At 71.0% G+C, this 21,374-nt stretch carries 16 protein-coding genes and 2 pseudogenes; 7 read left to right on the top strand and 11 right to left on the bottom strand.

What is annotated here, in order from left to right; genetic code table 11:
- Positions 1–156 precede the first annotated feature (156 nt).
- From ACIA79_RS14880 to ACIA79_RS14855, 6 genes are all read right to left on the bottom strand, one after another.
- Complete coding sequence (locus ACIA79_RS14880; protein ID WP_399428632.1) at positions 157–729, bottom strand: GAF domain-containing protein; 573 nt, start codon at positions 727–729, stop codon at positions 157–159.
- On the bottom strand, positions 729–1,352 hold the full coding sequence (locus ACIA79_RS14875; protein ID WP_399428631.1) for a GTP-binding protein: 624 nt from the start codon (positions 1,350–1,352) through the stop codon (positions 729–731). The genes ACIA79_RS14880 and ACIA79_RS14875 overlap by 1 nt, the downstream gene beginning before the upstream one ends.
- Positions 1,330–1,707: a DUF742 domain-containing protein gene (locus ACIA79_RS14870; RefSeq protein ID WP_399428630.1), complete on the bottom strand. Its 378-nt coding sequence runs from the start codon at positions 1,705–1,707 to the stop codon at positions 1,330–1,332. Before ACIA79_RS14870 ends, ACIA79_RS14875 begins: the two co-directional genes overlap by 23 nt.
- A gap of 3 nt (positions 1,708–1,710) precedes the next feature.
- On the bottom strand, positions 1,711–2,142 hold the full coding sequence (locus tag ACIA79_RS14865; protein ID WP_399428629.1) for a roadblock/LC7 domain-containing protein: 432 nt from the start codon (positions 2,140–2,142) through the stop codon (positions 1,711–1,713).
- Positions 2,143–2,149: 7 nt separating this feature from the next.
- Positions 2,150–4,060 (bottom strand): ATP-binding protein, encoded by a 1,911-nt coding sequence (locus tag ACIA79_RS14860; protein WP_399428628.1) that lies wholly within the window; start codon positions 4,058–4,060, stop codon positions 2,150–2,152.
- 273 nt (positions 4,061–4,333) lie between these two features.
- The gene (locus tag ACIA79_RS14855) at positions 4,334–4,921 is read right to left on the bottom strand and encodes a TetR/AcrR family transcriptional regulator (RefSeq protein WP_399428627.1); all 588 of its coding nucleotides are present in this window, start codon (positions 4,919–4,921) and stop codon (positions 4,334–4,336) included.
- Between the two features lie 68 nt (positions 4,922–4,989).
- Between ACIA79_RS14855 and ACIA79_RS14850 the strand changes: the two genes are divergently transcribed.
- Positions 4,990–5,475: an SRPBCC family protein gene (locus tag ACIA79_RS14850; RefSeq protein WP_399428647.1), complete on the top strand. Its 486-nt coding sequence runs from the start codon at positions 4,990–4,992 to the stop codon at positions 5,473–5,475.
- A gap of 246 nt (positions 5,476–5,721) precedes the next feature.
- On the opposite strand, the pseudogene ACIA79_RS14845 reads toward ACIA79_RS14850, so the two are convergent.
- The 5 genes and pseudogenes from ACIA79_RS14845 to ACIA79_RS14825 all read right to left on the bottom strand — a co-directional run.
- Positions 5,722–5,925 (bottom strand): annotated as a pseudogene (locus ACIA79_RS14845) (hypothetical protein); the annotation flags it as partial.
- Between the two features lie 22 nt (positions 5,926–5,947).
- Positions 5,948–7,423 carry a non-reducing end alpha-L-arabinofuranosidase family hydrolase gene (locus ACIA79_RS14840; protein ID WP_399428626.1) on the bottom strand — a complete coding sequence of 492 codons (1,476 nt, stop codon included), beginning with the start codon at positions 7,421–7,423 and terminating at the stop codon, positions 5,948–5,950.
- A gap of 863 nt (positions 7,424–8,286) precedes the next feature.
- Positions 8,287–9,075, bottom strand: a complete 789-nt coding sequence (locus ACIA79_RS14835; protein WP_399428625.1) for a carbohydrate ABC transporter permease — start codon at positions 9,073–9,075, stop codon at positions 8,287–8,289.
- A gap of 38 nt (positions 9,076–9,113) precedes the next feature.
- On the bottom strand, positions 9,114–10,103 hold the full coding sequence (locus ACIA79_RS14830; RefSeq protein WP_399428624.1) for a carbohydrate ABC transporter permease: 990 nt from the start codon (positions 10,101–10,103) through the stop codon (positions 9,114–9,116).
- On the bottom strand, positions 10,096–11,388 hold the full coding sequence (locus tag ACIA79_RS14825) for an extracellular solute-binding protein (RefSeq protein WP_399428623.1): 1,293 nt from the start codon (positions 11,386–11,388) through the stop codon (positions 10,096–10,098). The genes ACIA79_RS14830 and ACIA79_RS14825 overlap by 8 nt, the downstream gene beginning before the upstream one ends.
- A 233-nt stretch (positions 11,389–11,621) precedes the next feature.
- On the opposite strand from ACIA79_RS14825, the gene ACIA79_RS14820 reads away from it, so the two are divergent.
- From ACIA79_RS14820 to ACIA79_RS14795, 6 genes and pseudogenes are all read left to right on the top strand, one after another.
- Positions 11,622–12,635, top strand: coding sequence for a LacI family DNA-binding transcriptional regulator (locus tag ACIA79_RS14820; protein WP_399428622.1), 1,014 nt, complete (start codon positions 11,622–11,624; stop codon positions 12,633–12,635).
- A 9-nt stretch (positions 12,636–12,644) separates the two neighbouring features.
- Positions 12,645–14,864 carry a glycoside hydrolase family 3 N-terminal domain-containing protein gene (locus ACIA79_RS14815; protein WP_399428621.1) on the top strand — a complete coding sequence of 740 codons (2,220 nt, stop codon included), beginning with the start codon at positions 12,645–12,647 and terminating at the stop codon, positions 14,862–14,864.
- Positions 14,861–16,309, top strand: coding sequence for a family 43 glycosylhydrolase (locus tag ACIA79_RS14810; RefSeq protein WP_399428620.1), 1,449 nt, complete (start codon positions 14,861–14,863; stop codon positions 16,307–16,309). The genes ACIA79_RS14815 and ACIA79_RS14810 overlap by 4 nt, the downstream gene beginning before the upstream one ends.
- 322 nt (positions 16,310–16,631) lie before the next feature.
- Positions 16,632–18,068, top strand: coding sequence for an endo-1,4-beta-xylanase (locus ACIA79_RS14805; RefSeq protein WP_399428619.1), 1,437 nt, complete (start codon positions 16,632–16,634; stop codon positions 18,066–18,068).
- Positions 18,069–18,324: 256 nt separating this feature from the next.
- A pseudogene (locus ACIA79_RS14800) lies at positions 18,325–18,595 on the top strand (endoglucanase); the annotation flags it as partial.
- A 268-nt stretch (positions 18,596–18,863) separates the two neighbouring features.
- Entirely contained in the window at positions 18,864–21,020 is a 2,157-nt protein-coding gene (locus tag ACIA79_RS14795) for a glycoside hydrolase family 9 protein (protein WP_399428618.1), read from the top strand.
- Positions 21,021–21,374 lie beyond the last annotated feature (354 nt).

Here is a 21,374-nt window from a genome sequence, read left to right as displayed (position 1 = left end):
GGGGGGCGCGCCGCGGGGGGGGGGGGGGGGGGGGGGGGGGGGGGGGGGGGGCCCCCTACCAAACCCCTCTCCCCGCCCCCGGCCGCGGCGCCCCCCCCCCCCCCCCCCCCCCCCCCCCCCCCCCCCCCCCCCGCGTCCGTACGACCGGGGCCCCGCTCACAGCCGGCCGTCCTCGCGGCGGTGGATCTGCTCCACCAGCTCCGCGGCCAGCGACTTGATCGTCTCCAGGCCCGCCCGTCCCCAGGGGCGCGGCTCGGTGTCGACCACGCAGATCGTGCCCAGCGCCGTACCCGTACGGTCGATGAGCGGCGCCCCGAGGTAGGAGCGGATGCCGATCTCGTCGACGACCGGGTTCCCGGCGAACCGCGGATAGTCGCAGACGTCCTCCAGGACCAGTGCCTTGCGGCGGACCACCACGTGCGGGCAGTAGCCGTGGTCGCGCGCCATGAAGCGGCTGACGCCGCCGGTGGCGACGGCCGTGGCACCGAGGTCGCCACCCGAGTGCGCGCCCTCCGGGGTGTGCAGACCGGCGAAGAACTGCCGGTTCTCGTCGATGAAGTTGACCATCGAGTACGGTGCGCCGGTCACGGTCGCGAGCTTGGTGGCGAACGCGTCGAACTCGGGGTCGGGCCGCTCCCCCATGCCCAGTTCGCGCAGCCGGCGCACGCGCAGCGGTGCCTCGCGGTCGACGGGGGTCAGCAGCAGGTGACCGGTGGGGTCGTAGGTCATCAGGGTGCTCCATGGCTCGGCGCCGGGGCCGGAACCGGGTAGGTCGCCAGCAGGTGCTGGACGAGGGTGACCAGGGTCTGGATCCCGGAGCTGGCGATCCGGGCGTCGCACAGCACGACCGGCACCTCCGGCTTGAGGTCGATGGCGGCCCGCACCTCGTCGGGTTCGTACCGGAACGAGCCCTCGAATTCGTTGACGGCCACGACGAAGCGGATGCCGCGCCGCTCGAAGAAGTCGACGGCCGAAAAGGACTCCTGCAACCGCCGGGTGTCGGCCAGCACGACCGCGCCGAGTGCACCCTCCGACAGCTCGTCCCACATGAACCAGAAGCGCTCCTGCCCCGGTGTGCCGAACAGGTAGAGCACGTGCCGCCGGTCGAGGGTGATGCGGCCGAAGTCCATGGCGACCGTGGTCGTCCTCTTCGACTCGACGCCCTCCAGGCTGTCGGTGCCGACGCTCACCTGGGTGAGGAGCTCCTCGGTGCTCAGCGGTTCGATCTCGCTGACCGCGCCCACGAAGGTCGTCTTGCCGACCCCGAAGCCGCCCGCGATCAGGATCTTCAGAGCGGTGGGGAAGACGTCGTCGCTCACGTCTCGGCCCTCAGAGCCGTCGTTGTAGGCCATGGAGCACTGCCTCCAGCAAGGAACGGTCGGTGGGGTTGTCGTGGAAGCGGGGCGCCCGCGCGGTCAGCGCCCCGCAGTCGACGAGGTCGGAGAGCAGCACCTTGGTGACCACCGCGGGCAGCCGTAAGTGCGCCGCGATCTCCGCCACCGAGGTCGGTCCGTGGCACAGGCCGAGTGCCTGGCTGTGCTCCGGACCGAGCGGCGCCTGGGGCGGCGAACCGGTGGCCATGACCAGGGAGAGCAGGTCCAGCGCGGCCGTCGGGCGGGTACGGCCGCCGCTCACCGTGTACGGACGGATGAGGCGGCCGGCCGCGTCGTCGAGCCAGGGGCCGTCCTGCGGTTGCCGGGGCGACACGGGTCAGCGCCCCGTGACGCCCGGCGCCGCTGCTTGTCTGGCCGGTGTGACGAGATACGGCCGTACGCTCTTGACGAGCATCGCCATCTCGTAGCCGAGGACGGCCGCGTCGGTTTCGCGCCCGGCGAGCACGGCCAGACAGGTGCCGGACCCGGCGGTGGAGACGAACAGCAGGGTGTTGTCGAGCTCGACGACGACCTGCCGGACCTCGCCGTTGTCGCCGAATCGGGTACCGGCGCTGCGGCCGAGGGAGTACAGGCCGGAGGCGAGGGCCGCCATGTGGTCGGCGCTGTCGGCGTCCAGGCCGTGCACGGATTTCACCAGGCCGTCGGAGGAGAGCAGAACCGCGCTGCGGGTGTGGGGGACCCGCTGGACCAGGCCGCCGAGCAGCCAGTCGAGATCCGAGGAATGGCCGTGCGGCACATCGCTCGCCATGGTGCATCTACTCCTTGAGGTCTTCGTCATGTCGCTGCGGTTCGAGGTACGCGCGGTAGTCGGGGTAGGCGCGTGGTGCGCGGTGGTCGGGTGCGGGTGCGGGGGCCGGCTCCGTTCGTACCGGCTCCGGCAGTACCGGCTCCGGCAGTAGCGGCTCCGGCTGTGCCGGTTCCGGCCGGGCCGGCTCTTCGTACACCGGCGCGGGATGGGCCGGTCGGGCGTGCGGCTGCTCGGCGGGCGCGGACTCGGCGAGCCCGATGCCGCGCCGGAAGGCCGCCATCAGTCCCGGGTCGTGGAGGGCCGGCTCGTCGTGACGGCGCTCGGCGGGCATGTCCCGCAGCTGCGGGACCAGGTGCTCCTGCGCACGCCGCTTGGGCAGCCGGGGGCGCTCGGTGTGCGCTTCCCGTACGGGCAGGGGCGCGGGCTCCGGTACGTACGAGGGCTGCTGGTGCGGCAGGGCGGGCGGGGCGGGCGGTGCGTGGACCGGCTGCCGGTGCACGGGCTCGGGGTGCGGGGGCTCCGCCGCGGTGATCTCGGCGGCGGCGGACGGCTGCGGCGGTACGGGCGCCGGGGAGGGCACGCCCGCGGGCGGCGGGGCGGGGGCGGGGACGGCCGCGGGCCGGGGGGTGGCCCCGGCCGTGGCGCCGTCCTCCGCGTCCTGCTCGTCCGCGGCGGACATCCGGTTCATCTCGGGTCCGAGCAGCCCCTGCGGCAGGACGAGGACGGCTTGCACGCCGCCGTAGATGTTGGTCTGGAGGCGGACCGCGATGCCGTGCCGGCGTGCGAGCGCGGCGACGACGAACAGGCCGATCCGGCCGTCCTGGAGGAGATGGGCGACGTTGACCTGGTCGGGGTCGGCGAGCAGGGCGTTCATCTTGTTCTGCTCACTGGCGGACATGCCCAGTCCGCGGTCCTCCACCTCGACGGCGAGCCCCGCCGTGACGAGCTGGGCGCGCAGCAGCACGGTGGTGTGCGGCGCGGAGAACAGCGTGGCGTTCTCGACGAGTTCGGCAAGGAGGTGGATGACGTCGGCGACGGCGTGACCGCGCAGGGTGCCGTCGATCGGCGGTACCAGCTTCACCCTCGGGTACTGCTCGACCTCGGCGATCGAGGAGCGCAGCACCTCCGTCATGGTGACCGGGTTGGACCACTGCCGGCGGGAGATGGCGCCGCCGAGGACGGCGAGGTTCTCGGCGTGCCGGCGGATGCGGGTGGCCAGGTGGTCGACGTGGAACAGGCCTTTGAGCAGCTCGGGGTCCTCGACCTCGTTCTCCAGCTCGTCGAGCAGCTGGATCTCGCGGTGGACGAGGGACTGGAGCCGGCGGGCCAGGTTGACGAAGACCTCGACCTTCTGTTCGTTGCCGACGCTGCTGGACAGCTGGGACGCCTGGACGACGGCGGCCACCGCGGCTTCGTGGGAGCGGGACAGCTCGGTCGCGAGCAGGTCGAACTCGTCGGCGCCGGCGGCGGGCAGCGGGGTGCCGGGCCGGGCCTGCGGGCGCTCGCCGCGGCGCAGTTGTTCGATCACCCCGCCCAGTTCGTTCTGGCCCCGGGCGGCGGTGCGGCGCAGCGCGGTGCAGCGCTCCAGTACCGAGGTGGCCACGCGGTCGGCTCCGAGCGCGGCCGCGGCGACGGCCGCGACGGCGAAGGCGGCGCACGCGGTCAGGGCGGCCCACAGGCCGGGGGTCGGCCGGGCTCCGGTGGAGCGCAGGACGAGGAGCACCGCGGCGACGCCGCCGAGGGCCACCACGAGGGACGGCAGTACGGCGGCGCGCAGGAGTTGGGGGCGTATGCGTGCGTCGGGCAAAGGGGTCGGCCGGCTCGGCCTCCCGTGGGACGGGGGGCGGGCGCCTGGCCGGCCGTGCCGCCCGCCCTCACGGCGGTCCGGCCGCGCGGCGGGTGCGCGAAGTTGAGACATCAGCGTCCTCGGTACGTGGGGCCCCAGGAATCGGCGTGTATCCACGGGCATGCTGTGGCGTACTACGGGTGTTCGACCTCGGCGCACGGCGGGCGCAACAGGCGTCCGATGAGCCCACCGTTGATCACCGGCAACACACGGTAGTCGGCATATATTCACGTCCGGTGGGCAGTTGACAAACTTCCCCGCCGAGCGTCCCGCTCTGGTATGAGGGTTCGCACGACAGCCCGATAACGCGCACCGGAACACGCCGGCGCGTGAGGGCCGTTGTCGTCAGCCCAGGCCGAGCAGCCGGGCGGCGCTCTCCTCGGCGAGGCCCTCGGCGTACGCGGGGAGCGGGGTGCCCGCCCTGAGGTGGCGGCGCACCAGCGACAGCGGCAGTTCGACCAGGGCGAGCGCGACGCGTTCGGCGTCCTGCGGCCCGTCGGCTCCGAGCGCGGCCGTGACGGAGGCGAGCGCGCCGGCCACCCGCTGATGGCCGCGGTCGGCCCGCCGGACGTGCTCCTCGGACCAGTCGGCGCGGCCGAAGTCGTCGGCGCCGTAGAGCAACAGGGAGGCTTCGCCGGTGTGGGCCCGGCTCCAGGAGACGACATGGCGGGCCGCCGCGCAGCCGGCGCGCACCGGGTCGTCGTGCGCGTCGAACGTGCGGAAGTACCCGTCCTGGAAGCGCTCCACCGTGCGCAGCCAGACCTCGGCCAGCAGGGCGGTGCGCCCGCTGAAGCGGTGGTACACCGACCCGCTGGGCGCGCCCACCTCCTTGGCCACCGCGGACATGGTCACCCCCGCGGGACCGGACGCCACCGTCAGGCGCACGGCCGCGTCCAGCATCTGGTCCAGGTCGAAGCGGGGTGGTCGGGCCATGCGGGGGAGAGTACCCTTCCCCATATTAGAGAGCTCTCTCTAATATGGGTGATGCGGAAGGGCGGACCATGGGCGTCCACAACGTGCACGAGCGTTTGCTGCCGGCGAAGGAGAGCGAGGTGGGCGCCCTGATCGACACCTTGGCGAGCGAGGGCGACCTGCTGTGGCCGCGGGCCCCGTGGCCACCGATGATCTTCGACCGGCCCCTGGCGGTGGGGGCATCCGGCGGACACGGCCCGGTCCGCTACACCGTCGAGGCGTACGCGTCCTCCCAGTGGGTGCGCTTCTCGTTCGACGGTCCGCGCGGGTTCCACGGCTTCCACGAGTACGCCGTGATCCCCGTCGGCGAGGGGCGCACCGCGCTGCGGCACACCCTGTCCATGAACGCCCGCGGCCCGGCGCGCGCCGGCTGGCCGCTGCTGTGGCGGCCGTTGCACGACGCCTGCCTGGAGGACAGCCTGGACCGGGCCGAACGGGCCCTCACCGGCACGGTCGCCCGCCCGGCGCGTCACAGCCCGTACGTGAGGACGCTGCTGCGCGCCATGGCACGCTGAGCGGCCCGCGGACCGGTGGGCCGGCGGGACCCGGCTGAGGGCGTCGGGGCCGCCGTCTCCCGGGCGCCGTCCGCCCGGTCCGGCCCCGGTCCGGCGCCGGGCTCGACCGTCGCCTCACCGGCCATGAGCGGCACCGCGGCGGACGGCCGCCCTCCGACCGCTGTCGCACCGGTCAGGAGGGCGGCGTTCTCTTGCGGGCAAGACGCCCGCTCGGACGTCACACGTGCGTCCGCTCCGGTGTCGGGATCAGGACGGGTCGCCGTACTGGAGGCCGCGTCCGTTGGTGCCGACGTACACGCGGCCGAAGGCGTCGGGGTCGCCGGCGCCGCCGAGGCCGCCTCACTGGTGGGCGTCGTCGTTGACACGGAGCCAGGTGGCGTTCTTGTCGGTGGAGCGGAAGACCCCGGTGACGTCCTCCACGGTGCCGATCAGGTACAGGGCCCGGTAGGAGGGCCGGAGCAGGCAGACGCGGTCAGCGCTGGTGCGTCAGCAGACCCGGACGGTAGGGCCACTGGCCGTAGTCGCCGCCGGAGCTGGGGTCGCGTCCCTGGTAGAGGAAGCGCAGGTTACAGGGGTCGACCGTGAAGGTCTGGTCGGCACCGGTACGTATCAGTTCACCGTGGCTGATGTCGTTGGTCCAAGTGGCACCGCTGTTGGCCTTGCCGGCGAAGGGGTTGCTCTCGGTCGCGGCCTGGGGTGTCCAGGAACCGTTCAGGCTGGTGGCCGTGAACGAGCGGAAGTACCGGCCCTGGGAGCCGATCGCTTCGACGATCATGAGGTAGCGGTCCTGGCCCTGGAGCTTGTAGACCTGCGGCGCTTCGAACAGGTTGTTCGTCGTGTCAGTCATGACCACCGTCGAGGTCTTCCCGAAGCTGCCGGGGAAGTTCCCGATCGGCATACTCGCCCGGTAGATCCTGCCGTTGTCGCCGGCGAAGAACAGGTACATGTTCGTGCCGTCACCGATGAGGGTCTGGTCGATGGGGCCCGTCCCCGAGTCGGCGATGGTTCCGGAGAAGAGCTCCTGCTCCGCCGACCAGCCGTTCGGGTTGGTGGGGTCGGTCGACGTCCGGTAGGAGAAGGCGGTCCTGCCCCACTGGTAGGCGAGCACCCAGATGTTCTTCGGCGCGAAGTGGAAGAGCGTGGGCGCGACGACGGAACTCGACATCGTGTTCTGCCCGGCCGAGGCCATCTCCGACCAGTTGGTGAACGGCGTGAAGTTCATCGAGCCCCAGCCCGCTCCCGTTCCCGCGGCGCCGTGCGTCGTCGCGTAGACGAGGTGCTTGCCATTGTAGGGGGCGACGGTGAAGTCCTTGAGCGACGCCCAGCCCGCCTTGGGCTGCGCCAGCGCGCCCGTCGACGACCAGCGGTACGTCGTGGGAAGGGCACAGGTGCCGGGGGCACCGCCGCCGGCGACCCTGACCAGCTGCCATTGCTGGTTGGCACCGCCCCAGTCGTCGTACTGGACGACGTTCGAGCCGTCAGCGGTGGAGGCGCCCTGCACTTCGAGGGCCTTGCCACTGTGGCGGGCGACGAGCCGCACGTGACCGTCCGCGCCGTCGGCCAGCCGCCACTGCTGGTTGGTGCCGTTCAGATCGGTCCACTGGACGACCGGGCCGCCGTTGGCGGTGGAAAGGTTGTGGACGTCCAGGACCTTGCCGGAGTGGCGGGACTTGACACGGTAGTAGCCGTCACCGGAGGCGACGAACTGCCACTGCTGCTGATGCTGGTCGTTCCTGGTCCACTGGGTGATGCGGGCGCCGTCGCCGGTCGCGAGGTTGTAGACGTCCAGGGCCTTGCCGCTGTTGCGGTTGACCAGCACGTACCAGGCGTTGGTGTCGATGGTCGCGGCGGCGGCGGGTGGGGCGCTGAGGAGAGTCGCCCCGAGCAGCAGGGACGACAGGACCGCGAGGACGAGGCTCAGGACCAGAGGTGGGCGGCGAAATCTCATCAGGAAAGCTCCATGGGGAGTCGGGGGTGAGGTGGCTCCGGCCAGCCGCGCGACAACCGCGTCGGGAGGACGGGGACGGAACAGGGGCGGAGAAGGCCGCACAAGCCGAAGAGCGGGTCCTCCGGGCGCTTCGGACTCGACACCTCGCCACGATCGAGGTGGGGGTCCGAGGGCCTTCTTCGGCGCCGCCAGTGGCAGCCGGTCGCGAAGGTCGCCGGCGGGCCGTCCCGCCGGCGGATCCGCCAGGCGTCAAGGAGATCGCGCTTCAGTCGGTGGGCCGTGGTGGGAACTCCCGCCGCCCGCCTGCGCGCAGAGCCAGGAATCCTTCGCGTGCCGGGCGACGGCGGCGCGCCGCCGGGGCAGCTTCGCCGGTCAGGCCGGCCGCCGCCCGGTAGGGGTCGGGATCGGCCAGTACGGCAGAGGGGGAGGTGATGACGGCGTCACCCACCTCGGGGAGTCCGCTGTTCTGCGTGAGCACACGAGGCGCAGTCCACCGGCGTGGACGAGACGGTGGATCGTTCCCGGAGTGAACCTGACGACGTCCCCAGGGCGCAGTGGCGTGTCGGCGAATCCGGAGGTGGTGAGGGTCTGGAGGCTGCCCCGGCCGCCGATGACGACGTACGCCTCGGAGCAGACGAGGTGCGTGTGGGGGGTGACGCCGCACAGCCCGTCGGCGGCCTCCCCGTCGTACACGGCCGAATCCGTCGATGGGCTGAGTCGGGCACGGAAGTCGTTGCCGGCGCGCGCGGAGCCGGCCGGGGACCGTATCGGGTCGGCGGCGGCTCGCGATGGGATCGCTGACAGCACGAGGCAGTCAGGCGTTTCACGGGATCTCCTCGGGGGTTGAGGTCACGCTGGGCGGGTCAGCCCTTGGTGGCGCCCGCAGTGAGGCCGCCGATCAGCTGCCGTTCGGCGACGGCGTAGAAGGCGAGGGCGGGGAGCATGGCGAGCACGATGTAGGCGAGGACGAGCGCGTAGTCGGTCGCGTACTGGCCCTGGAACTGCTGGACGCCGACCGGGATCGTCTGCCATTTCGGATCGTTGAACACCAGCAGCGGCAGGAAGAAGTTGTTCCAGCTCGCGACGACCGCCAGCACCGAGACGGTGCCGAGCGCCGGACGCGCCATCGGCAGCAGGATCTTCCAGAAGAAGCAGAACTTGCCGCAGCCGTCCATGGTGGCGGCCTCCTCGATCTCCGCCGGGACAGTCCGGAAGAAACCGCGCAGAATGACGATCGCCATGGGGAGCCCGAAGGCCGCCTGCGGGAGGATCACCCCGAGCGGGTTGTCGAGCAGCCCGAACGTGCGAAGCATGACGAAGAGCGGCAGGACGGCCACCGTGAACGGGAACATCAACCCGATCGTGAACAGCGTGTAGAACAGCTCCCTGCCGCGGAAGGCGTAGCGGGCCAGCACGAATGCCGCCATCGCGGAGGCCGCAACCGTGCAGCAGGTCGTGGCGATCGCGATGCCCGCGCTGTTGGCCATCTGCCGCCAGAACATGCTGTCGCCGAGAATGCCGGCGTAGTTGCCGATCCTCCACCGCTCGGGCAGCCCGAACGGGTTGGTCGTGAGTTCGCCGGTGCTCTTGAACCCGGAGACCACCGCGTAGATCAGCGGCACGACGACGAACGCGGAGATCAACCAGACCACGGCGTGCAGCGAAAAGCCGCGTGCTCTCGTCGGGACGCTCACCGGCCGCCCCCCGTGGTGACGGCCCCGCTCAGGTCACGGCGGAGCACGTAACGCTGGTAGAAGAGGGAGAAGACGAGACTGATCAGGAACAGGATCACGCTGATCGCACTGGCGTAGCCGACCTGGTACCGCTTGAACCCGAACTGGAACATCGCGATCGCCATCGTCTCGGAGGAGTGGTTGGGGCCGCCCGCGGTCATGACCCAGACCAGGTCGAAGAGCTGGATCGACCCGATGACCGACAGGAAGACGCTGATCCTGATCGTCGGGCCGAGCAGCGGCAGCGTCACGTGCCGGAAGCGCTGCCAGGCGCCGGCGCCGTCGATGGAGGCGGCCTCGAGGATCTCGGCCGGGATGCTCTGCAGCCCGGCGAGGAAGAGCATCATGTGGAAGCCGAAGTACTTCCAGATCATGACCACGAAGAGGGTCGGCATCACCGTCGACGGGTCGGCGAGCCACTTGCCCTGCAATCCCTCCAGCCCCAGGAGGCCGGCGAGCTGGTCGGCCATGCCGGAGCCGGGCAGGAAGATCATCGCGAAGAGGACCGCCGTGACCACCTCGGACAGGATGTACGGCGCGAAGAAGAGCATCCGGTAGACGGCCCGGCCGCGGAGCCTCTGGTTCAGCAGGACCGCGGTGAACAGGGCGAACGGCAGCTGGACCGTGATCGACAGGACGATCAGGTACAGCCCGCGCCCCAGATCGCCGAGGAAGACCTGGTCCTCGAAGAGCCTGGTGTAGTTCGCGAAGCCGACGAAGTCGTCCATGGGGCCGATCCCGCCCCACCTGAAGAAGCCGGTGAAGGCGGCGACGACGATCGGGGCGAGGACGAAGACGAGAAAGAGGACGAGGGCCGGGACGAGGAACCAGGCGACCGACACCCAGTCTCCCCACCCGCGCAGGCGCGACCGGGCCCGGACGGGCGGGTACGCCGGCGCGGCCTCATCCGTCCGCTCCTTCGTCGGGGTGGACAGGGTGCTAGGCACTCTTCGCAGCCTCGGTGATCGAGGCGGTGACCTGCTCGGGCGTCTTCTTGCCCGCGATGAGGTCGGCGACGCTGTCGTTGACCTCCTGGCCGACCGCCGGCGGATAGGCCTGGTCGAGGAAGAGCTGGAAGCCCGTCGCCTTGACGAGGCTGTCGGCCACTGCCTTCCTGTTGGCGTCGGTGAGCCGGCTCTCCGCTCCCTTGACCACCGGCAGGTAGCCGTTGGAGGCCAGCAGTTCGGACTCGTTCTCCAGGACGAAGAACCTCAGGAAGTCCAGCGCCTCCTTGGGGGCACCCTTGCGCAGCGCGAAGCCACCACCACCGCCGAGCACCTCGGTGGCCTGGCCGACACCGCCGTCGACCGTCGGGAAGGGGAAAAAGCCCAGGTCCGCTCCGAGGTCGGCGCCCGCGTCCTGCTGCACCGAGGGCCCCCACTGCCCCATCAACTCCATGGCGGCCTTGCCGTTGCCCATGGTCGCGGCCTGCCCTCCGGGCGTGGCGTAGCCGGCCCCCAGGAAGGCCGTCTGGAACGGCTGGAGGTCGACCAGCTCCTTGAGGTGGGCGCCTGCCTGGACGAAACCGGCGCCGGTGAAGTCCTTGGTTGTCGCGGCCTGCTGCAGCGCGGGGAGCCCTGCGACGCGCATCGCGAGGTAGGCCCAGTAGTAGTGGCCCGGCCATTTCTCCTTGCCCGCGAGGGCGATCGGGGTGGTGCCGGCCGCCTTGAGCTTCCTGACGTCTTCGAGGAGTTCGGCCCAGGTGGTCGGCGGGGCGGCGATCCCGGCCTGGGCGAAGAGCTTCTTGTTGTACCAGAAGCCGACCATGCCGATGTCGTAGGGCACCCCGTAGGTCCGACCGTCGAACTGGTACGCCTGCAGTGAGACCGGGGTGAGCTGGGACGACCAGTCGAGGAGGTCGGTGAGGTCCTCGACCAGTCCCGCGTCGACCTGCTGCCGCAGCACGCCACCGCCCCAGGTCTGGAAGACGTCGGGCAGCTTGCCCGACGAGGTGGTGGCGGTCAGCTTGGCCTTGAACGCCTCGTTCTCCAGCGAGGTCGTGTCGATCTCGACGTTCGGGTGGGCTGCCGTGAACGCCGCGGAGATCTGCGGGAAGAGGGACTTGCCGGGTTCGGTGGTCGCGATGTTCCACCACGCGAAGGACACCTTGCCGTCGTCCGCCGGGGTGCCACCGGATTCGCCGGCTCCGCAGGCCGCGGTCAGGGGGACGGACAGGGCGGTCAAGCCCGAGAGCGCCAGGAAGTTTCGTCGGCTCGGGAGGGTGCTGGCCATGGGACCTCCGGGGTGGGGAATGCCGGTTCGTGCCCGAAAATTTTTCGAAATACTCTCGAATTCCGCGCTGCCACAAACTAGGAACGTGACGCCTACCGGTCAAGACCTCGCGGCAATCCACTTACGCACAGTGGCTGTTCGCAGGGTTGACAAGCCAGTCGGGCCGCCCGGAAACTCGTCGAAAGTTTGCGATACCTATCGTCGGCCGAAGGCGTCCGCGCAGAGGAGAGAAGTTGAGCGAGCAGCGCCCGACCCTGGCCGTCATCGCCGCAGAAGCAGGGGTTTCCCAGGCCACCGTGTCCAAAGTGATCAACGGCCGCTCCGATGTCGCACCCTCGACGCGCGAGCGGATCGAGGGTCTGCTGCAGGCCCACAACTACCTCCCGCCCGGCCGGCAGGGCAGAGCCCGCAGATCGGGACTCGTCGACCTGATCATCGGCGGTCTGGACAGTGCCTGGGCGGTGGAGATACTGCGCGGCGTCGAGGCAGAGTGCGCCCAGCGGAGCGTCGGCACCGTCGTGTCCCTCGTCCCGCCGGGCGGGGCCACACCGTCCAGTTGGTCCGCGCTTCCGGCCCTGCACCACAGCGACGGCGTCATTCTCGTCACCGCCTCGGTCACCCGCGCCCAGCGTGCCCAGGTCGAGCGGACGGGGGCGGCGCTGGTCGTCATCGACCCGATCGACATGCCGGGCAACGGCGTGCCCAGTGTCGGAGCGACCAACTGGGCCGGCGGCCTCGCGGCCACCGAGCACCTGCTGGAGCTGGGGCACCGCCGGATCGCCACCATCGGCGGACGCAGGGAGATGCTCTGCAGTCAGGCCCGCATCGACGGGTACCGGACCGCCCTGGAGCGGGCCGGGATCGAGGTCGACCGCGACCTGATCCGGTTCGGGGACTTCCAGCACGAGGGCGGGTTCCGGTGCGCCCGGGAGCTGCTCGCCCTCCCCGAGCCGCCGACCGCCGTCTTCGCCGGCAGCGATCAGCAGGCGATGGGTGTCTACGAAGCCGCCCGGCAGGGCGGACTGAGCGTCCCCCAGGACCTCAGCGTGGTCGGATTCGACGACCTGCCGATGTGCGACTGGCTGTCACCGCCACTGACGACGGTACGCCAGCCGCTCGAGGAGATGGGCCGGGTCGCCGCCCGCACACTGTTCCAGCTTCTGGACGGCCAGCCCCTGGTAAGCCCTCGGATGGAGCTCTCGACCGAACTCAAGGTCCGGCTCTCCACCGCCCCGCCTCGTCTCTAGGAGAGCCCCTTGAACGAGCCCTGGTGTGACCCCCTCCTCCCCGTGTCGGTGCGCGTCGCCGATCTGCTGGGAAGGATGACCCTGGAGGAGAAGGCGGGGCAACTCGCCGGCTTCTGGGCGTTGCCCTCGGATCCGAGGGCCCCCGTCGCGCCGATGGAGGACGATTCCGGTGAGCCCGCGCCAGGTCTCGACGACATCGTCGCCCACGGCCTCGGCCAGCTCACCCGGGTCTACGGCACCGCCCCGGTCACCGCGGAAGCCGGGATGGAACGGCTCGCCTCGCTCCAGCGGCAGGTGACCGGATCCGGTCGGTTCGGGATCCCTGCGATCGCCCACGAGGAGTGCCTGACCGGATTCATGACGTTCGGCGCGACGGTCTTCCCCGGACCGCTGGCCTGGGGCGCGTCCTTCGATCCGGGGCTCGTGCGCCGGATGGCCGCCGCCATCGGCGCCGGGATGCGGCGGGTCGGCGTCCACCAAGGGCTGGCTCCGGTACTCGACGTGGTCCGCGACTACCGGTGGGGCAGGACAGAGGAGTGCATCGGCGAAGACCCCTACCTCGTCGGGGCGATCGGCACGGCCTACGTACAGGGCCTGGAAGGCGCCGGCATCGTGGCCACCCTCAAGCACTTCGCCGGTTACTCGGCCTCACGCGGCGGTCGGAACATGGCCCCCGTCGCCTCGGGGCCCCGCGAGTTCGCCGACGTGCTGGTCGAGCCCTTCGTACGGGCGCTGCGCGAGGGGGGCGCACGGTCGGTGATGAACAGCTACACCGACGTGGACGGCGTCCCGGCGGCCGCCGACGAGCGTCTGCTGACCGGCCTTCTCAGGGGCGAGCTCGGTTTCGGCGGTGTCGTCGTCGCCGACTACTACGCCGTCTCCTTCCTGGAGACCCGGCACGGTGTCACCGGGTCGCGCGGCGCGGCAGGCGCGCTGGCGTTGACCGCCGGAATCGACGTCGAGCTGCCCACCGCCCGCTGCTACGGCGAGCCGCTCGTCGAACTCGTGCGTTCAGGAAGCGTTCCTGAGGCGCTCATCGACCGGGCCGCCGAGCGGGTCCTGCTGCAGAAGGCCGAACTCGGCCTGCTCGATCCCGACTGGGAACCGGTCAAGCCGGAGCCGGTCGACCTCGATCCTCCGGAGAACCGGGAGCTGGCCAGGCTCCTGGCCGAACGGTCCACCGTGCTGCTCGCCAACGACGGCATCCTGCCGCTACGGCCGTGCCGCGTCGCGATCAGCGGACCGTACGCCGACGACCCCCGGTCCTTTCTCGGCTGCTACTCCTTCCCCAACCACGTCGCCCTGCCCGGTGATCTCGGGCTGGAGGTCCCGACGCTCGGCGAGGCGCTCACGGCCGCCGGATTCACGGTCACCGCAGACGATCCGGAGGTGAACGTGCTGGTACTCGGGGACCGGGCCGGCATGTTCGGCCGGGGCACCTCAGGAGAAGGCTGCGACGCCGAGACCCTCGACCTGCCCGGCGACCAGGCCGCCCTCGCCTCCGCCGTCCTCGACTCCGGAGTGCCGACCGTCCTGGTCGTCGTCTCCGGCCGGCCTTACGCGCTCGGCTCGCTGGCCGAACGCGCGGCGGCCGTGATCCAGGCCTTCTTCCCCGGCGAGGAGGGCGGGACGGCACTGGCCCGGATCATCAGCGGGGCCGCGGAACCCGCCGGGCGGCTCCCCGTCTCCATCCCCCGCCGCGCCGGCGGCCAGCCCGGCACCTACCTGCACTCCAGGCTCGCCGGGCACACCGACTGGAGCTCGGTGGACCCGTCCCCGCTGTTCCCCTTCGGGCACGGGCTGAGCTGGACCAGCTTCACCTGTTCGGATCTCTCGGTGGATCCCGTCGCCGCGACGGACGGTGTCGCCGCCGTCTCGGTCACCGTCCGCAACGTCGGAGAGGTGGCCGGAACGGAGGTGGTCCAGTTGTACCTCTCGGACCCCGAGGCGTCCGTCGTCCGGCCGGAGAGGTGGCTCGCCGGATTCGGCAGGGTCGAGCTGCGGCCGGGCGCGGCCGCCCGGGTCACCTTCTCCGTCCACGCCGACCGGACCTCCTTCACCGGGCTCGACCTGCGCAGAAGAGTGGAGCCCGGAGAGATCCGCGTGGCGGTCGGCCGGTCCAGCGGAGATCTCCCGCTCCAGGGCTCCTTCACTCTGCGCGGCCCCGTACGTCACCCGGCGGGCGACCGCGTGCTGTCCGTGCCGGTCGAGATCGTTCCGGTCTCGTGAGCACGTCCTTCGGCGAGCCCGTACTGCCCGGCTTCCGGCCCGACCCGTCGGTGTGCCGGGTGGGAGCGGACTACTACCTCGTGACGTCCAGCTTCGAGTGGTTCCCGGGCCTTCCCGTGTTCCACAGCCGCGATCTCGTGAACTGGCGGCGCCTCGGTTCCGCGCTCGACCGGCCGTCCCAGCTCGACCTCGACGCATGCGAGCCCTCACGAGGCTTGTTCGCGCCCACGATCCGGCACCAGGACGGTGTGTTCCATCTCGTCTGCACGTTGATGGACGGCCCCGGCCATTTCGTCGTCACGGCGACCGACCCGGCAGGGCCGTGGTCGGAGCCGCAGTGGCTGGAGGGCGAGGGTTTCGACCCGTCACTGTTCTTCGACGAGGGCGACGGCCGTGCCTGGTTCACCGCCGCCCGCGTCCTGGACGAGGCCGCCGGTCGCACCGAGATCTGGATGCGCGAGTACCTTCCCCGCGAACGGCGGCTCACGGGACCCGAGTACGTCCTGTGGTCGGGAAGCCGGCCGGGCGCCCGGTGGGCGGAGGCCCCGCACCTCTACAAGATTCATGGGACCTACCTCCTGCTCACCGCGGAGGGTGGCACCGATGTGGATCACAGCGTGGTGGCCGCCCGCGCCGACCGCGTGACCGGCCCGTACGAGGGTGCGCCCGGCAACCCTGTGCTGCCTCCCGCTGAGGGCCCGGTCACCTGCACGGGCCACGCCGACCTCGTCCAGACCCCGGACGGCGAGTGGCGGGCCGTCCTCCTGGGCGTCCGCCGAGGCTCCGCCATCGGTCGCGAGACCTTCCTCAGCAGGGTCACCTGGGGCGACGGCTGGCCGGTCTTCTCCCCTGTTGTGCACGCGAGCCCCCGCCGCCCTCTCCACGACGACTTCGCCACCCTCTCCGCCGACTGGAACACCCTGCGCACCCCTCGCACGCCGTTCTGGACCACCGGCGACGGGCTTCGCCTCAGGCTCCGGCCCGAACGTCTCGGGGAACGCGCCGTCCCGTCCCTCCTGGCCCGCCCCCAGGAACACCCCGACTGCGACGTGTCCACCGAGCTGCACTTCCTCCCCGCCGCACCGGGCGAACAGGCCGGCCTCGCCGTGGTCCTGGACGACGACGCCCACCTCCTCCTCCTTCGCGCGGCGGAAGGACTCGTCCTCCGCCACGGGCCCGACGTCCTGGCCCGAGCCGGCCTGTCGCCCGGCCCCGTGCGTCTCGGAGTCCGCATCCGCGGTTTCACCCACACCTTCACCTACGCGGCTCCCGGCGGCGCCTGGAGGGACCTGGCCACCGTCGAAGCCGCCTTCCTCAAGCCGCTGTTCACCAGCGTCCAGGTCGGCCTCTACGCCACCTCGGAAGGCCGCCCGTCCACCCGCCACGCCCGATTCACACGGTTCGACCTCTCCTATCCACATCCGCGGAATTCCTCGGGCCGGTAGCGATACCGGCAGGCGGCACGTTCGCGAGCACTTCCTCCACCGAGCACACGGGGCCACGCTCGGGTTTCGGATTCCTTCCGCATCGATAATCCTTCGGTACGGGAAATTCGAAACACTTTCGAAACTATTGACATGCTCCGGTCAAACTTTTCACACTGATTCCCGAGGCGGCTCGAATTCTTCGCCGCCGCACCACGGTGTCGGTTCAGCGTCCTTGCGTCCTGGCGGCACGCGTCCTCACCCATGGTCGCGGACGCCGCAGCCGGATATTCCTCCCGCCGTGCTCGAAGCATTCAGTAATTCTCCTCCTGGAGGTCCAGCAATGCGTGCACCCTCTCTTCTCCCGTCCAGCGTCCGCCGGAGAATCGGCGGCCTTGGCGCGGCGCTGATCGTCGGCGTTCTCGGCTCCGCCACCGTGCTGGTCGCTCCGCCGACCTCACACGCCGCCGAGAGCACGCTCGGCAGCGCGGCGGCGCAGAGCGGCCGGTACTTCGGCACCGCCGTCGCGTCGGGCAGGCTCGGCGACTCGGCCTACACGACGATCGCGAACCGCGAGTTCAACTCGGTGACCGCCGAGAACGAGATGAAGATCGACGCCACCGAGCCCCAGCAGGGCAGGTTCGACTTCACCGCCGCCGACCGCGTCTACAACTGGGCGGTGCGGAACGGCAAACAGGTGCGCGGCCACACCCTGGCCTGGCACTCCCAGCAGCCTGCCTGGATGCAGACCCTCAGCGGCAGCGCGTTGCGCCAAGCCATGACCAACCACATCAACGGCGTGATGGCCCACTACAAGGGCAAGATCGTCCAGTGGGACGTCGTGAACGAGGCCTTCGCCGACGGCACCTCGGGAGCCCGGCGCGACTCCAACCTCCAGCGCACCGGCAACGACTGGATCGAAGTCGCCTTCCGCACCGCACGCGCCGCCGACCCGGCCGCCAAGCTCTGCTACAACGACTACAACGTCGAGAACTGGACCTGGGCCAAGACCCAGGCCGTGTACGCCATGGTCCGGGACTTCAAGCAGCGCGGCGTGCCCATCGACTGCGTCGGCTTCCAGTCGCACTTCAACAATGACAGCCCCTACAACAGCAACTTCCGCACCACATTGCAGAACTTCGCCGCCCTCGGCGTCGACGTCGCCATCACCGAACTCGACATCCAGGGCGCCTCGGGCACGACCTACGCCAACGTGACCAACGACTGCCTGGCCGTTCCCCGATGCCTCGGCATCACCGTCTGGGGCGTACGCGACACCGACTCCTGGCGAGCGGAGCACACGCCGCTGCTGTTCAACGGCGACGGGAGCAAGAAGCCCGCCTACACCGCCGTCCTCAATGCGCTCAACGCCGTCTCCCCCCCTCCGGCCCCCTCCCCCGGCACCGGATCGATCAAGGGAGTCGCATCGGGCCGTTGCCTGGACGTGCCCGGAGCCGGCACGACCGACGGCACCCAGCTCCAGCTGTGGGACTGCAACAACCGCACCAACCAGCAATGGACCCACACGGCCGCGGGTGAGTTCAGGGTCTACGGCGACAAGTGCCTGGACGCCGCCGGCACCGGTAACGGCGCCAAGGTCCAGATATACAGCTGTTGGGGCGGCGACAACCAGAAGTGGCGCCTCAACTCCGACGGGTCCATCGTCGGCGTCCAGTCAGGCCTGTGTCTCGACGCCGCCGCCAGCGGCACCGCCAACGGCACCCTGATCCAGCTCTATTCCTGCTGGAACGGCAGCAACCAGCGCTGGACCCGCACCTGACCCGGTGCAGGCACGCTCGCGCCGGGGAGGGGAGCCACGATCACCCTGGCTCCCCTCGCCTTCGGCACGGTCAGTCGGAGGAGGGGTTGCCGTAGTAGTTCCTGTGCGTCCGAAAGGTGCTCGTGTCTCCCCCCACGCGCCGCCGCGCGGGGGGACCTCCTGCCACCGCACTTCCTCAGTGCGTCGCACCGCTCGGGACAAGAGCGCGCGACGCGTCCGCAATCAGGAAAACCGAGGCACAGCCAAGCGCCGCGAAATCCACGCCCTCGTCGGCAGCACTCTCCGCACTGCCGTTGGCGCTCGTCGTCGCCCCGTCCGCCCACGCGGCGGATCGCACCACCATGACCAGCGGGTTCTCCACGGACCCGGACTCCAGGTCGAAGAAGTGGGTCGCCGCCAGCCCGGGCGACGGCCGCCGAGTCCCCGCGATCAATGCCTCCCTCGCCAACACGCCCATGGCCCGCTGGTTCGGCGCCTGGAGCGGCTCGATCGGCACCACGACGGGCGCGCACGTCGGCGCGGCGGACTGAGAGAACCGACCGTGCGGCCGCCTTCCCCGCCGATGTCGGGACCGTTGACGGTGACGGTGAGCGTTACTAATCTCGGCCCCGAGATCCCCGGCTGTCGACCTCGGTCCCCTGCGGCGCCGATTGGGAGCGCTCCCATGGACTTCGCCCCACCGCATGCCACCGGCACGGCCGTACCGGCTCAGCCGAGAACTTTCGGCTCCCGCCGGCTCGTGCCACCTCCGCCACTTCCTGCTGACGCCCCCCGACATCCCGTAGGAGCCGCCACATGCCCCCCACCATGATCTCGTCACTCCGCCGCCCCCCGCGCCTCTCCGCCACCCTCCTGACGGCCGCGCTCCTCATCGGCGGTCTCACGAGCGCGCCGACCGCCTCGGCCACGACGGCGGCGACCACAGCCGTACGCGTCAACCAGGTCGGCTACCTGCCCGACGGGCCGAAGCGCGCCACCGTCGTCACCACGGCCACGCAGGCACTCGGCTGGCAGTTACGGAACGCGTCCGGGACGCTGGTCGCCTCCGGTTCGACCGTCCCGCGCGGCGCGGACATCCCCTCCGGACAGTCCGTCCAGGTGGCGGACTTCTCCTCGTACCGGGCGGCGGGCACCGGGTACGTCCTGACCGTGGACGGCAGCAGCAGCGCTCCCTTCGACATCCGCCTGGACCTCTACGACACGCTGCGCTCCGACGCGATGGCCTTCTTCCACCACCAGCGCAGCGGCATCGCGATCGACGCCTCCCTCGTCGGTTCCGCCTACGCACGCCCGGCCGGACACCTCGGCGTCGCACCCAACAAGGGCGACGTCTCCGTCCCCTGTCAAGCCGCCGTGTGCGACTACACCCAGGATGTCAGGGGTGGCTGGTACGACGCCGGCGACCACGGCAAGTACGTGGTCAACGGGGGGATCTCCGCCTGGCTGCTCGTCAACTCCTTCGAGAGGGCCGAGCGGGCGGGCAAGGAGGCGGCGCTGGGCGACTCCACCCTGCGCGTCCCCGAGCGCGGCAACGGCATACCCGACGTCCTCGACGAGGCGCGGTGGGAGCTCGACTTCCTGATGCGGATGCAGGTGCCCGACGGCAAGCCGCACGCGGGCATGGCATTTCACAAGATCCATGACGCCGCCTGGACCGGCATGCCGACGCGCCCCGAACAGGACCCGCAGCCACGCGAACTGCACCGCCCGTCCACGGCGGCCACCCTCAACCTCGCGGCGGCCGCCGCGCAGTGCGCCCGGGTCTTCCGGCCGTACGACTCCGCCTACGCCGAACGCTGTCTGTCGGCCGCCCGCCGGGCGTGGAGCGCCGCGCGGACCAGCCCGGCGATCTACGCACCGGATTCCGACAACACCGGCGGTGGGGCCTACGGAGACACGCGGGTCACCGACGAGTTCTACTGGGCCGCGGCCGAGCTGTACGCGGCGACCGGCGAGAGCGCCTACCGGGACGCGGTCACCTCCTCGTCCTGGCACACCTCCGCCGACGCCTTCAGCCCGTACGGATTCGGCTGGGCGGACACCGCCGCCCTCGGCCGGCTCGTCCTGGCCACCGTCCCGAACGGGCTGCCCGCCGCCGACACGGCCCGGGTCCGCACCTCGGTGACCGCCGCGGCCGACGGTTACCTGTCCAGGATGGCTGCCCAGGGGTACGCCGTGCCCGTCCCCGCGGACGGCTACTTCTGGGGATCGAACGGTGCGGTCGCCAACGACGCCATCGTCATGGCCGTCGCCGGGGAGCTGACGGGCGACCCGCGCTATCGCGCCGGTGCTCTGGAGACCATGGACTACCTGCTGGGGCGCAACGCCCTGGGCCTGTCCTACGTCACCGGCCACGGCGAAACGTCCTCGCAGAACCAGCATCACCGCTTCTGGGCACACCAGCTGGACGCCTCGCTGCCCCACCCGCCCGCAGGTTCGCTCGCGGGCGGGCCCAACAGCGCGCTCCAGGACCCGGTGGCCGAGGAGAGGCTGCGCGGCTGCGCCCCCGCGGCCTGCTACATCGACCACATCGACTCGTACTCGACCAACGAGGTGGCGGTCAACTGGAACGCTCCACTGGCCTGGCTCGCCGCCTACGCCGCCGAGCGGACCTCCGCCGGCGGCGAACCGCCCACCGCTTCCTGCGCGGTGACCTATGCGGTGAGCAACGTCTGGAGCACCGGCTTCACCGCGAACGTCACCGTCAAGAACACAGGTCCGACGGCCGTGGACGGATGGCAGCTGGCCTGGACCTACCCGGTCGGCCAGCGCGTCACGAGCTCGTGGAACGCCACCGTGACCCAGAGCGGTACCACCGTCAGCGCCCGCAACAAGGACTGGAACCGGACGATCGCCCCCGGCGCGACCGTGAGTTTCGGAGTCCAGGGAACCCATACCGGCTCGACTCCCTCTCCCACGGCCTTCACGCTCAACGCCAGCGTCTGTGCCTGACCCGACCGGCCGGGCCCGGACGGGCACCCCGTCCGGGTCCGGCCGACGCCCCGCCACCACAGGCCCCGCTCACGAGGAGATGTCCATGCGCCGACCCCTCGCCGGACCGGCGGCCGTGGCGGCCACCCTCGTCGGACCAACCGCAACGGCACCACCCGCGACGGCCGTCGGCCCCGCCGAGTCGGGCACCTTCAGCGGACGCTGAACAGGCTCGACGATCCAGCTGCAACCGGGTAAGCCGATGAAGGAGCCCCGCCGGCGAACCGGTGAAGCTCCTTCGGGGTGCGGGATCAGGCCTCCATGTTGCGTGTTCGGACGGCAACCGGGGACGATCCGCTCCGGTCGGCAAGGACA

This window comes from Streptomyces sp. NPDC051310 (genome assembly GCF_044455245.1).
GTDB lineage: Bacteria > Actinomycetota > Actinomycetes > Streptomycetales > Streptomycetaceae > Streptomyces.
The sequence above is the reverse complement of the archived record's forward strand: the minus strand, read 5'-3'. Positions and strand labels throughout refer to the sequence as shown.